At 62.1% G+C, this 11,730-nt stretch carries 11 protein-coding genes and 1 tRNA gene; 5 read left to right on the plus strand and 7 right to left on the minus strand.

Annotation, left to right across the window (positions count from 1 at the left end):
* Positions 1-39: 39 nt before the first annotated feature.
* Positions 40-1,533, minus strand: a complete 1,494-nt coding sequence (locus ACWHYV_RS17395) for a sodium:solute symporter family protein (RefSeq protein WP_447977754.1) — start codon at positions 1,531-1,533, stop codon at positions 40-42.
* Between the two features lie 472 nt (positions 1,534-2,005).
* Here ACWHYV_RS17395 and ACWHYV_RS17400 point away from each other — a divergent pair, with 472 nt between their 5' ends.
* The 4 genes from ACWHYV_RS17400 (at position 2,006) to ACWHYV_RS17415 (ending at position 4,885) form a co-directional block, all read left to right on the plus strand.
* The gene (locus ACWHYV_RS17400) at positions 2,006-2,893 is read left to right on the plus strand and encodes a hypothetical protein (protein WP_447977755.1); all 888 of its coding nucleotides are present in this window, start codon (positions 2,006-2,008) and stop codon (positions 2,891-2,893) included.
* Between the two features lie 75 nt (positions 2,894-2,968).
* Positions 2,969-3,286: a SemiSWEET family transporter gene (locus ACWHYV_RS17405; RefSeq protein WP_447977756.1), complete on the plus strand. Its 318-nt coding sequence runs from the start codon at positions 2,969-2,971 to the stop codon at positions 3,284-3,286.
* A 249-nt stretch (positions 3,287-3,535) separates the two neighbouring features.
* Positions 3,536-3,715 carry a hypothetical protein gene (locus ACWHYV_RS17410; RefSeq protein WP_447980744.1) on the plus strand — a complete coding sequence of 60 codons (180 nt, stop codon included), beginning with the start codon at positions 3,536-3,538 and terminating at the stop codon, positions 3,713-3,715.
* Between the two features lie 168 nt (positions 3,716-3,883).
* Entirely contained in the window at positions 3,884-4,885 is a 1,002-nt protein-coding gene (locus ACWHYV_RS17415) for a PAS domain-containing protein (RefSeq protein WP_447977757.1), read from the plus strand.
* A 1-nt stretch (position 4,886) separates the two neighbouring features.
* Here ACWHYV_RS17415 and ACWHYV_RS17420 read toward each other — a convergent pair whose 3' ends face one another.
* Positions 4,887-5,237, minus strand: coding sequence for a hypothetical protein (locus ACWHYV_RS17420; RefSeq protein WP_447977758.1), 351 nt, complete (start codon positions 5,235-5,237; stop codon positions 4,887-4,889).
* 214 nt (positions 5,238-5,451) lie between these two features.
* Positions 5,452-6,504 (minus strand): potassium channel family protein, encoded by a 1,053-nt coding sequence (locus tag ACWHYV_RS17425; RefSeq protein ID WP_447977759.1) that lies wholly within the window; start codon positions 6,502-6,504, stop codon positions 5,452-5,454.
* A 246-nt stretch (positions 6,505-6,750) separates the two neighbouring features.
* Here ACWHYV_RS17425 and ACWHYV_RS17430 point away from each other — a divergent pair, with 246 nt between their 5' ends.
* On the plus strand, positions 6,751-7,080 hold the full coding sequence (locus ACWHYV_RS17430) for a hypothetical protein (protein WP_447977760.1): 330 nt from the start codon (positions 6,751-6,753) through the stop codon (positions 7,078-7,080).
* Positions 7,081-7,144: 64 nt separating this feature from the next.
* Here ACWHYV_RS17430 and ACWHYV_RS17435 read toward each other — a convergent pair whose 3' ends face one another.
* From ACWHYV_RS17435 to dxs, 4 genes are all read right to left on the minus strand, one after another.
* On the minus strand, positions 7,145-7,843 hold the full coding sequence (locus ACWHYV_RS17435; protein WP_447977761.1) for a hypothetical protein: 699 nt from the start codon (positions 7,841-7,843) through the stop codon (positions 7,145-7,147).
* Positions 7,844-8,146: 303 nt separating this feature from the next.
* Positions 8,147-8,222 (minus strand) — tRNA-Cys (locus tag ACWHYV_RS17440).
* 130 nt (positions 8,223-8,352) lie between these two features.
* Positions 8,353-9,546 (minus strand): flavodoxin-dependent (E)-4-hydroxy-3-methylbut-2-enyl-diphosphate synthase, encoded by a 1,194-nt coding sequence (ispG, locus tag ACWHYV_RS17445; protein WP_447977762.1) that lies wholly within the window; start codon positions 9,544-9,546, stop codon positions 8,353-8,355.
* Between the two features lie 73 nt (positions 9,547-9,619).
* Complete coding sequence (gene dxs / locus ACWHYV_RS17450; protein ID WP_447977763.1) at positions 9,620-11,584, minus strand: 1-deoxy-D-xylulose-5-phosphate synthase; 1,965 nt, start codon at positions 11,582-11,584, stop codon at positions 9,620-9,622.
* Positions 11,585-11,730 lie beyond the last annotated feature (146 nt).

Genomic DNA, 11,730 nt, shown 5'->3' on the forward strand with positions numbered 1-11,730 from the left:
AGGCCCCTGTACACGGGCCGACCCAGGGACGTGCGGTCGCTACCGCTGCCGAATGTGCTCGCTCGAAGGCAGAAGGCGGGACGGTCCGTCGGAGGCGGGATGGCGGGCGAGCGCGGAGAGGCTGAGTCGGCCGAGCCAATCGGGCAGGAGTGAGCCGACCAGCATGCCGGCCCCGGCCACGAGAAACCCGGCGAGCTGGGGCGGCCAGACCGTGTCTCGGCCGCCCCACAGCTCGAGGACGACCCACGTGGCGAGGCCCGAGACTATGGCGAGCATGGCGCCCTGACCATTCGCCCGCTTCCAGTAGAGGCCGGCGAACAAGGGGATGAAGGCGGCAACCAGGGTGACCTTGTAGGCATTCTCGACCATTCTGTAGATCGTCGCTTCCGAATGCAACGCAAAGAGAAGCACGACGGCGGCGAACCCGACCATGACGGTCCGCATCGTACGAAGGAAGACCCGGTCACTCATGTCGGGGTAGATGCCTTTGATGATGTTCTCGCTGAACGCGACCGATGGGGCCAGCAGCGTGGCCGATGAGCAGCTCATGATCGCGGAGAGGACCGCTCCGAAGAAGATGATTTGAGCGGCGGCCGGCGTGTGCTGGAGGATTAAGGTTGGCAGCACAAGTTGGGCATCCTGTTGGAGCAAGGCGCCGAATTCCCGTGGGTCCACCAGGGTCGCGGAATAGGCCAGGAACATGGGTACGAAGGCAAAGAGGAAATAAAGACCGCCTCCGAGGACGGAACCGCGCACCGCGGTCCGCTCATCCTTGGCCGATGTAATGCGCTGGAAGACGTCCTGCTGCGGGATGGATCCCAGCATCATCGTGATCCAGGCGCCGATGAACGGAATCCAGTGGCGGAGTCCGGCCTCGGGAAAGAAATCGAGCTTCCCCTCCGCAGCCGCCCGGCCGAGGACCACGTCGACTCCGCCTGCCAGGCCGCTGATGACAGAGCCGATGTACAGCATGCCGCCGATGATGACGCTGATCTGCACGAAATCCAGGATCGCGACCGAGAACATCCCCCCGAAGGTCGTATACGTGAGGACGATGGCGGCACCGAGGATCATTCCGGCCTGCTGGCTCACCGCACCGTCGGTCACGATCGCGAAGACCAACCCTAAGGCCTTGATCTGTGCCGACACCCACCCGAGATACGAGGCCACGATGCAGAGCGTGCAGAGGACCTCGACCGGCCGGTTGTAACGCAACCGATAGTAATCGCCGATGGTCAGGAGGTTCAGCCGGTAGAAGCGCCGGGCGAAAAAGAGCCCGGCAAGAATCAGACAGAGGCTGGAGCCGAAGGGGTCCGCGACGACGCCGCGCAGCCCCTCCTTGGCAAAGGTGGCGGAAATGCCCAGGACCGTTTCAGCGCCGAACCAGGTGGCAAAGACGGTGGCGGTGACCATGGGCAGCGGCAACGACCGGCCGGCGACGGCGAAGTCCTTCGTATTGTGGACCCGGGTAGCGGCATACAGCCCGATGCCGACCGAGACGAGCAGGTAGAGAATGACAAAACTCTGAATCATGCGCGGCGGGCGGAAGGTGGATAGGAACCGGGGGCGAAGCCGAGGTGGGCTTGTGTTGGGATCCGCATAGACCGTCTCTCGGGCGGTGTCGGGTTACTGAACCCGAGACCGTTCGGGCTGGGACCGAGCCCTTGGCGTACCATCGTCCCAGGCCTGGGCCTTAAGTATAGACGATGGCAAAATTCGGCGGATTCTAACGGGGCGGGGCGGAGAACGCAACTCCTCCACGGTCCTCCTGTGCTCCCCACCCTCCGGAGCCATTTGGCCCTCCAGCGGTCGCGGCGATTGCCCTGCCGAGCCTCTTCACGACCCGGCCGTTCGGCTGTGGCTACGTACGTGCTCCGCTTATGGCGGATGCCGCCCCGTGAGACGACTCTCCCGCGCCGCGCTGATAGTCCCCCGGGTGCACCGGACGATAACATTACCACAACAAGGGGGATGCCATGAGTGATCTAGAAACCTCGACGGGCGGGTGCCGGGGACACGCGCGAGGAGCGGGGTCCGGGTCCATGTCGCTTCTCATTGTCGTCCTGCTGCTGGCGATGGGCTGTTCATCGGCCGGTTCGGAGTCAGCCCGGCCGCGGGCGCTCTCCGACTCTGCCAAGCCCTCGCAGCCCCGCCCGACCAGCACCACGTCATCCGGTCCCACGGCGTCATCCGCGGGCATGCACTCCGCAATGTTGGTGCAACGTTGCCGGGTAATCGGACGGTCATTGGCACCGTCCAGGCAATCCGTGGCGGGCAGATCGAGGTGGACATCGGACATCCGCAGCCCTTGTTCCTTCCGTTGAAGCCCGGCCTCGACAAGGACCAAACGATCCGCGAAGGCGATTCCATCGAGATCACGATGAACGACCACAACGCGGTCGTGGATTACCACCCGTCCCGGGACAGGGACCGGGCGCATACGGTCCTGCACGGCCGCATCTCGGAACCGCTCACCGTCGGGCATGACAAGGCGATCCTCCAGACGCAAGAGGGCGAGCGGGGATACGCCGTCGCCTCGCGCGCCCGCAGTAAGCTGTCCGCGATTCCGGTCGGCGTCGATGCTCTGTTCTTGCTGGATGAAACGGGGCAGATCGTCGATGCACAACTGGCCGGTGAGCAGGCGGAAGACCAGCCCGGTCTTAAACCGCCCATCAAAGGCGCGCATCGCCGGATCGAGGCCATACACCTCGGCACACCCGATCAGGAGCACATCCGGGTTCGGCTGAGCAAAGACGGCAGCGAGCGGGAATTTCCCGTGCGCACGCCGATCCAGAAGCTGGACACACTGAAAGACAATGAGCCGGTGATCCTGCTCGTCGATTCGAAGGGCTATGTGGTGGAGATCGCCACACCCGAGCATCCTTCGCGGTGATCGGTCGGCGTGACCTGATCAAGGCTCGGTGAAGGCCGCACCCGGCGGCCTTCACCAAGGCGTGATGATCCAGTGATGAACCTGGATGTCTTGTCCGTCTCCCCCCGAGATCTGATCGGGTGGACCGCCTCGGCGGTGCTCGTCTTCACCATCTTCACGCAGATCACCAGGCAATGGAAAGAGGGAACGAGCAAGGGCGTGTCTCAATGGTTGTTCATCGGCCAATTGGTCGCCTCCGGGGGCTTTTTGCTCTATAGCTGGCTGATTCGGGACGCCGTCTTCATCTTCACGAACGCGCTCATGTCGCTCGGGGCGCTCCTCGGCCTGGCGATTCTCGTCTCGCATCGGGCGAAGAACCGAGATGGATCGGGGCCTCAGTCCTTCGCAGCGTGACGGCGCAGGTCAAGGAGGACTGATGGAGCACTGGTTTTCGACGAAGGCGCTGTTGTAACGCTCCGTGGGCTCCGGCGTCCTCTTGCTCCTCAGTATGATCCTGATTCCCGTGCTGATCGTCCAACTCCCTGCCGATTACTTCGCCAGTCCTGACCCATCGTGAGCCCCCTTGAGCCGGCCGCGCTCCGCTTGACACGGAAGCTCCTGAAGAATCTCATCGCGGTCCTCCTCCTCGTGCTGGGAATCGTCATGCTCGTGCTCCCCGGACAAGGTGTGCTCGCAATTCTGGTGGGCCTCACCCTTCTGGATTTTCCAGGAAAGCGGCAACTCCAATCGCGTCTGGTTCGCCAACGGAAGGTCCTCGAGAGCCTGAACGGGATCCGACGGAAATTCCACCGACCGCCGCTCCTTCCACCTACCGAGTATTGACGGCGGCCTCGCCGTGTTACGACGACCGGCTGAGACGCTGCCGGACCGCTGCGCCGCCACCTGAGTAGCGATTACCTAGATGACGGATTGTAATTGTTTCGTCGATTTACATTTCCTCGACTTCCTACTAAATTTTTCCTCCTCAACACGACCTCATGAAGGTACACCATGCCCCCTGCACGTGAACTGCTTCGATGGGTCCACCTTGCAGACGACATGACGTTCCACGAGTTCGCCGACGCGTTGCCTCAGATCGTCTGGTCGGCTTCGGCGGACGGACGGATCGATTTCTTCAACAAGGCGTGGTTCGAATGGACGGGCCTGCCGCGACAGACGGTCGGCACTTCGGCATGGCTGGACATCGTCCACCCTGAGGATGTGACAGCCACGAAGGAGGTCTGGGAAGCCTGTGTGCGATCGGGGCGGGAATATCGGATCGAGTACCGTCTGAAGGACCGCCGTACCAACGGATACCGCTGGCATCTTGCCCAGGCCTTACCATTTCGGTTGACCGGAGCCGACACCTTGCGGTGGTTCGGCACGTGCACCGACATCGATGAACAAAAACGCTTGCAGGAAGCGCTGGCGAGCAGCGAAGCCGCTCTTCGCCGGAGTGACGAACGTTACCGCTCCTTGGTCAGCGTGTTGACCTCGGTGGTGTGGATGACGGACGCCTCCGGGGCCTTTGCGTTTCCTCAGGTGGATTGGAATCGATATACCGGTCAAACGTGGGAGGGACAGCGCGGATGGGGGTGGTTGGACATGATCCATCCGAAAGACCGCGAGCTGGTGGTCGAAACCTGGAAACACGCGGTCAAGAGCCACACGACGTACAAGATCGAGGGTCGCATCTGGAGTCAGGCCCACAGGGGCTATCGATACTTTGAAGCAAGGGCGGTTCCGTTATGCGATGCCGACGGCACGGTGCGGGAATGGGTCGGGACGATTACCGACGTCCATGACCGCAAATCGATGGAAGTCGAACTGTTGACCTCCAATGAGGCGTACCGGCAGGTGCTCGAGAAGCTGAAGCAGTCGCAAAGCGAGTTAGAGGACAAGCTCCGCGAACTGGAGGCGTTCCACGATGTGGTCGTCGGGCGAGAGCTCAAGATGATCGAAATGGAGAAAGAATTGAACCGGTACCGCGCCTTGCTGCCGAATTCGGCCTAGGTCACGGCTCTCCGAACCATTGACGGGCGAGTTCGATGATGTGGGGAGGGTCGACGGGAGCCAGCACGTAACCTCGCGCCCCCGCACCCACGGCGCGCAACGCCGTTCCATGCTCACTGGTCACGACGATGACGGGAATGGCCGGCTCTGAGGTGATGAAGTCCCCTAACTGTTCCAGTTGGCCATCCTCGCCGGGCCGAACCTCCAACACGATCCCGTCCAACCTCGGCTCATCCGCAACCACCCACGGTGGAGCCCTCCGCTCCGTCACCAGATAGCCTACGCCTTCAAACAGCTCCCGGAGGCGCCCGGCGAGAGGCTGGTCTGCGATCACGGCAATATGTTTCGACACGTGCAGACCCCCCTCTGTGCCGCATGATAAAGGACGGCATGACGGAGTACAACCACGTAGATACCGTCACGTAAAACCAGAGAGGAGGACAACTGAGAAGGAGGCTTGGGTTCTCATCCCAGAAGGCGCGGGCAAAGAGGCGGGGGTGGTGATCCGGCATGGGATGGGCGGCGCCAACGAGGCCCGCACGCGGAGCGCCTGGGTCGCAAGCCTCTCAGCGGTGGACGCTAGCCTGCGGGCCGTCGCCGATCTGCATCAGGAGCAAGAGGACATCACCTGCTCGAACCCGTTCTTTTTCCTGGAGATCACGGAGCGACAGGACTTCTCCTTGCCGATAGATCCGCAGAAGGATGTTCGGGAGGAAGTCGGCGGCTGCCTTCCCGATCTCCTCAGGCTTGGCCGGTCGCTCGGTCAGCGTGATCCGCCCGCCGGCCGTCAGCAAGTCTTCCAGATATTCCACCAGATGCATCTGATCGACGGCCGCCGCGAGGATATACCCGCCGAAGGTCGAGGGCGAGATCGTGACGCTTGCCCCACCCTGACGCAGCAGCTTGATGTTTTCTTCTTCGTTGACGCTGACCATGATCCGCACGTCCGGATTCAGGTGGCGGGCCGTCAGCAGGATCAGCGCCGCTGTATCATCGCGCCCGACGGCGATGATGGCCGCCTTCGCCTTCGCCAGCGCCGCTCCCTGGAGCACCGCCTCGTTCGTGGCATCGGCACGAAGCGCGATCACGCCCTGCTCGATGGCCGCCTTCACGCGATCTTCGTTGGGATCGATGACCACGATCTTCGAGGCGCTGGTGCCCTTCGCGATCAATTCCTTGACGGCTGAGAAGCCCGTGTATCCGAATCCGCACACCAGCACGTGGCCCGACAACGATCCTTGGATGCGCCTCATCCGATAGCCCTCCAGATACTGGCGGATCACCAACTCATAGGCGGTCCCTAAAAAAATGAACCAAATGAAGATGCGGATCGGTGTGACGAAGAAGGTGTCGATCAACCGTGCACGGGGCGTGATGGGGACGATATCGCCGTACCCGACGGTCGTAATCGTGACCATGCTGAAATAGAGGACGTCAGCGAAGGACACCTCACCGTCGGTCGAATCGCGCAACCCACCACGGTCCAACCAGAGAACCAGGATCACCATGCCGATCAGCGCGAGTACGAGGCCGATGCGCATAAGAATGGTCTTCCCCGGAGCAAGGTCGGCCGGGGTGAACAGGGTTCGCGAGCGAAAGGACTTCGTTAACGCCTTCATTGAGGCTTCACTGGGCAGGGGGCTGCGCTTTCCTGTCGGCGTGCCGAAGGTCATCGCTCCTCCTCGGTGGACTGAGTCTACTGGAACACGGGAGGGAAACCGAGAGGGAAAGCCGCGTGCCGCGAGAGATGACGAACCGGATGCCACGATCACTGCACCTGGCCGGCCTGGTTTGGCCTGGCTCGCAACAGCCGTCGCCGAGCTGTTCATCGTCTTCCTGTTCCAGCGGCTCGGACGCGCGGACTCATGAGATCTCTCACGGCCGCGCAACGCCAGCAGGTTGCAAATATCGACCGGTACAATCACAATGCCCGGGAAACTCGGATGACCCTCGAAACGGCTCTCACAATCCTCCTCTATATGGCCGCCGGCTGGATGGCGCTGCTTGGCGTCGGTAGGATTCAGGCCTGGCGAGAGACCCGTCAGCACGACGACCTCTGGACGGGGATCATCGACGCGCTCGCCGCCACGGTCGCCATCGCGTATCTGACGTGGTGGCCGTTGCTGCTCGCCCTCACCTGGCGGTGGATTGCGCCGCTCGCGCCGCGCAAACGGAAGGACGACGGGCCCGGCTGAGAATCCCGCACGGGTCGACACGCCTCCGACGGGATCCCACCAAGAAGAGCCTCTCTTCTAGTTCTTAATTGAAGAGAATCGAAACTCCACCAACGGCATGGTGCGTGATGAGTTGGTTGCTGGCCGAAAATGAAAGGGTTCCTGCCGTGAATTCCTGTTCTGGTTTGAAGTAAGTCACGCGATATTCGGCAAAGAGACCGACCCTTTTCGTTATCAGGAACTTGCCGCCGCCTCCGCCCTTGAAGCCCACGGTTGCCGTCCTTGCTTCAGTAAAGCCGGGCTCTTTCCATGTCGAGAAAAAGATAGCGGGACCGACTGCCAGGTAGGGGTAAACACGACCGTTGGGGAAGTCTTCGTCCACGGCAACGGGCCATCGCAGCATAAGATCCAATGACACTCCGATGTGGCGCTGCTCAGTTTCGCCAGTCGTGGTGAGCGTTGCACAGACGGCGGCGCACGCCTGCATAGTCTGCGGTTTGATATTGGTCGTGAAATAGAAACCGTCGATCGCAAAGCCCATGTAGCGAAGATGCGGCAGCCAAATCCCGGCGCGACCGCCCCCGACAATGGAGCTGCTGAATCTCACGTCTTTTAATGTTGCGGTACCCAGACCAGCAACAGGCACCTCCACGTCAGTATTATTGGTGAATGAACCACCCATATACAGATCGACAAAAGGTTCTGCGAGGGCCTCCTTCGACCCCAGCGTCAAGGCACCGAAGAGTATGAGTAGACAGGGCACGTAAGAGATGGATTTTGTCATGCTGTCTCCAGGGTTGTGAAAGCCGGTGCGAGTCTGGATTAAAGGACTTGCCGTATCTGTTCCGTACGTGGTGTCGTGAGGACCGCGACGCCGCAAACAGGCTGTGCCGTCGAGGGGGACGCTCTGCCAAGGGTCGAATTAAAGGAATGGGCGCGTTCGCGGTGCCTTGCTCCAGGACAGGATGAGGACCTTCAATTAGAGATCTTCCTCCGGAGCAGCCCCATCGACGGGCGGCGTAGCATCTCTCGTTCGGAGTACACCTCCGCGCACAGGAGCAATGCACGCGGCATGGTTAGCGTGGGATGGAGGCGCCGGGCGGGTTCGAACCGCCGCATCGCAGTTTTGCAGACTGCTCCCTTAGCCACTTGGGTACGGCGCCCTGGAAGGGCATTATAACGACCGCAAGGTTGCAAGACAATGGAAGGCGATGAGGATGGACCCCCCAGGGTGGGCCGATGAAACGGGCAGATAGCGATCTGCTGCTGCGAGCGAAGAGCCGGGAGTGGAATTCACGAACGTTTGTTTGGAAGGACGGGGATTTCCCGTGCGAGCGTCGAAGGCTTCTCGACGGCAGGCGACTCCATGGCGCCGCCGTTCCGTCCATTGGCATGCGGGGTGCTTGCCGCACTACCGCCGGCCTCCTGTTCCTTGGCTAGAATCTCGACTTCCTCAATCAACGTCTCCATCAGCTCGGCCGTCGGGACTTTACGTACGAGCTTGCCCTTCTTGAACAGAATCCCGACGCCCTCGCCGCCGGCAATCCCAATGTCGGCTTCCTTGCCCTCCCCGATGCCGTTGACCACACACCCGAGCACGGACACGTTGAGCGGCGTTTTGATGTGCCCCAAGCGCTTCTCCAGCTCATTGGCCATCCGCACCACGTCGATCTCGACCCGTCCGCACGTCGGGCACGCGATCACGTTGATGCCCCGGTGGCGGAGCTCGAGCGACTTCAAAATTTCAAACCCGACTTTCACCTCCTCCACGGGATCGGCCGCAAGCGACACGCGGATGGTATCACCGATGCCGTTGGAGAGCAGCCACCCCAAGCCGATCGCCGACTTCACCGCGCCCGTCAGGACCGTCCCCGCTTCCGTGATGCCGAGGTGGAGCGGGTAGTTCGACTGTTGGGCAAAGAGATAATAGGCGTCGACTGCCATATGGACGTCGGAGGCTTTGAGCGAGACCTTCATATTCGTGAACCCGACGTCTTCGAGGGCATGCACCGCGTTGAGGGCGGATTCCGACAGGGCTTCAGCGGTGGGATACCCGTACTTCTCGAGCAAGTTCCGTTCGAGCGAGCCCCCGTTCACCCCCACACGCAGCGGGATGCCCCGGTCATTGACCGCCTTGATGACCTCCGTCACCTTCCACCAGGCACCGATGTTGCCGGGGTTGATGCGGACGCAGTCGACGACTTTGGCGGCTTCGAGCGCGAGTCGATGGTCGAAATGAATGTCGGCGATCAGCGGCACCGCCATCGCGGCCTTGATCTTCGGCAGCGCTGCCGCCGCCTCCATGTCCGGGACGGCCACCCGGATGAGCTCGCAGCCGACCTCCTCCAAGCGCCGGATCTGCTCGATCGTGGCGGGCACATCCCGCGTGTCCGTCGAGCACATCGATTGCACCGAAATCGGGGCGCCCCCGCCGATCTTCACGTTGCCCACGGTGATTTGCCGTGTCTGTCGCCGAGTGATGTACATGTCGTCCCGCTGTCGCCGTCCCTGATCCGTTCAGCTCAGTACGGCTGTTTACTCCGCGCTTCGAGCCGCTCGCTCAACTTCCCTGTTCATCCCCTAAGACATCACGACGCCCACGAGAGGCGGCGAGCACGTCGCCTTTCCGCTGCAGCGCCACGCCCCTCGCATCACCCTTCGCCAGCAAGGCCTTGACGGCATCGTAGATACCGTCCGCCGTCAGCCCGTACCGCTCGCGCAGCAGATCCTGGGGGCCCTGCTCGATGTACCAATCCGGGAGGCCGATGACCTTCGTGCGCAGATGCGTGATGCCCTGATCCGAGAGCGATTCGAGCACGGCGGAGCCGAATCCGCCCATGCGGGCCCCCTCCTCCACCGTCACCAGATGCTTGACCCGCCGCGCCACCGCTCCAATCAGCTCGTGATCCAGCGGCTTCACGAAGCGGGCATTGATGACCGCCGTCGAAATGCCTTCCTGCTCGAGACGCTCAGCCGCCCTCACGGCCTCCCACACCGTGACCCCGATCGCGACGAGCGCGACGTCCTGACCGTCCTTGAGCAGCTCCGCTTTGCCGATCGGGAGCGGGGTCAACTCAGGATCCATCCGCACGCCGAGACTCACGCCGCGAGGATAACGAACGGAGGCCGGACCGTCATAGTCCAAGCACGTCTTGACCATGTGCTGGAGCTCGTTCTCGTCCTTCGGCGCCATCACCACCATGTTGGGGACGTGACGGAGGTAGGCAAAGTCAAAGGCGCCATGATGCGTCGTGCCATCCTCGGCCACGAGCCCACCACGGTCGATGCAGAAGGCGACGGGCAGGTTTTGGGTGGCGACGTCGTGGACCACTTGGTCGTAGGCCCGCTGGAGGAACGTCGCGTACATGGCGACGACCGGACGCATCCCTTGAGCGGCCAACCCGGCGGCAAACGTCACCGCGTGTTGCTCGGCGATCCCCACGTCGTAGAGGCGATTCGGAAATTCCTTTTCGAACGCCGTCAAGCCCGTGCCCTCGCACATGGCGGCGGTGATCGCCACCACTCGCTGGTCTTGACGGGCGATCCTGGTCAGGGCTTCGATGGCAATCGCGGTGTAGGAAGGGCGGGCGGCCTTCTTGGCCGGCTGACCGGTCTCCCGCACGAACGCCGGGCACGCATGGAACCAGACAGGGTTCTTCATGGCCGGCTCGTACCCCAGGCCCTTTTTCGTGATCACGTGCAGGAGCACCGGCCCTTTGAGCTTGAGGACGTTCTCAAGCGTCGGGAGCAGGTGCTCGAAGTTGTGACCGTCGATGGGACCGACGTATTGGAAGCCGAGCTCTTCGAACAGCAGCCCCGGGAGGATCAACCCCTTGGCCAACTCCTCCGCGCGCTTCGCCATCTTCTGCATCGGCTGCCCGATTTGGGGAATAGCACGCAGGAAGTGCACGGTTTCTTGTCGGATCCGCGTGTAGAACTCGCCGGTAAAGGTGCGGTTGAGATAGGCGGAGATCGCGCCGACGTTTTTTGAGATCGACATCTGATTGTCGTTGAGGATCACCAAGAAGTCTTTGCCGAGCCCGCCTGCGTGGTGGAGCGCCTCGAGGGTCATTCCGGCCGTCAATGCCCCGTCGCCGACGACACAGGCGACCTTGTAGTGCTCGTGCCGTTGGTCCCGGGCCTCGACCATGCCGAAGGCGGCCGAGACGCCGGTGCCTGCATGGCCGGCATTGAACGTATCGTACTCGCTCTCCTCGCGCTTGCAGAAGCCGCTCAAGCCGCCGTATTGCCGCAGCGTGTGGAACTGTTCTCGGCGCCCCGTGAGCAGCTTGTGCGCATAGGCTTGATTGCTCGTATCCCACACGATCTTGTCACGGGGGGTCTTCAGCAACGAGTGGAGCGCCACCGTGAGCTCCACCACGCCCAAGTTCGAGGCGAGGTGGCCGCCCACATTGGAGACAACCGAGATGATCTCCTCGCGAATCTCCTGGCAGAGGGCTGGGAATTGGTCCGGAGACAGACGTTTGAGATCTGCCGGGCTGTGAATCGTCTTCAGCAACGACATAAGGCTCTCCTCTTCAGGTGCGGATCACGGTCGGAGTCGGCTAGCACGGTTATCTGATGGGGGATGGGCTGGCATCACCGCGAAGACCGGCTCAGTGTCCCATACCACCCCTGTTCTGTCAAGCAGTTACGTACGGGGCGGCGCAA

It is taken from the genome of Candidatus Nitrospira bockiana, assembly GCF_965152565.1.

Excerpts from the sequence above, each read along its gene's own strand:
- ACWHYV_RS17395 (WP_447977754.1), bottom strand. The coding sequence starts at position 1,533 with ATGATTCAGAGTTTTGTCATTCTCTACCTGCTCGTCTCGGTCGGCATC.
- ACWHYV_RS17405 (WP_447977756.1), top strand. The coding sequence starts at position 2,969 with ATGAACCTGGATGTCTTGTCCGTCTCCCCCCGAGATCTGATCGGGTGG.
- ACWHYV_RS17410 (WP_447980744.1), top strand. The coding sequence starts at position 3,536 with ATGCTCGTGCTCCCCGGACAAGGTGTGCTCGCAATTCTGGTGGGCCTC.
- ACWHYV_RS17415 (WP_447977757.1), top strand. The coding sequence starts at position 3,884 with ATGCCCCCTGCACGTGAACTGCTTCGATGGGTCCACCTTGCAGACGAC.
- ACWHYV_RS17425 (WP_447977759.1), bottom strand. The coding sequence starts at position 6,504 with ATGAAGGCGTTAACGAAGTCCTTTCGCTCGCGAACCCTGTTCACCCCG.
- ACWHYV_RS17430 (WP_447977760.1), top strand. The coding sequence starts at position 6,751 with ATGAGATCTCTCACGGCCGCGCAACGCCAGCAGGTTGCAAATATCGAC.
- ACWHYV_RS17435 (WP_447977761.1), bottom strand. The coding sequence starts at position 7,843 with ATGACAAAATCCATCTCTTACGTGCCCTGTCTACTCATACTCTTCGGT.
- ispG (WP_447977762.1), bottom strand. The coding sequence starts at position 9,546 with ATGTACATCACTCGGCGACAGACACGGCAAATCACCGTGGGCAACGTG.
- dxs (WP_447977763.1), bottom strand. The coding sequence starts at position 11,584 with ATGTCGTTGCTGAAGACGATTCACAGCCCGGCAGATCTCAAACGTCTG.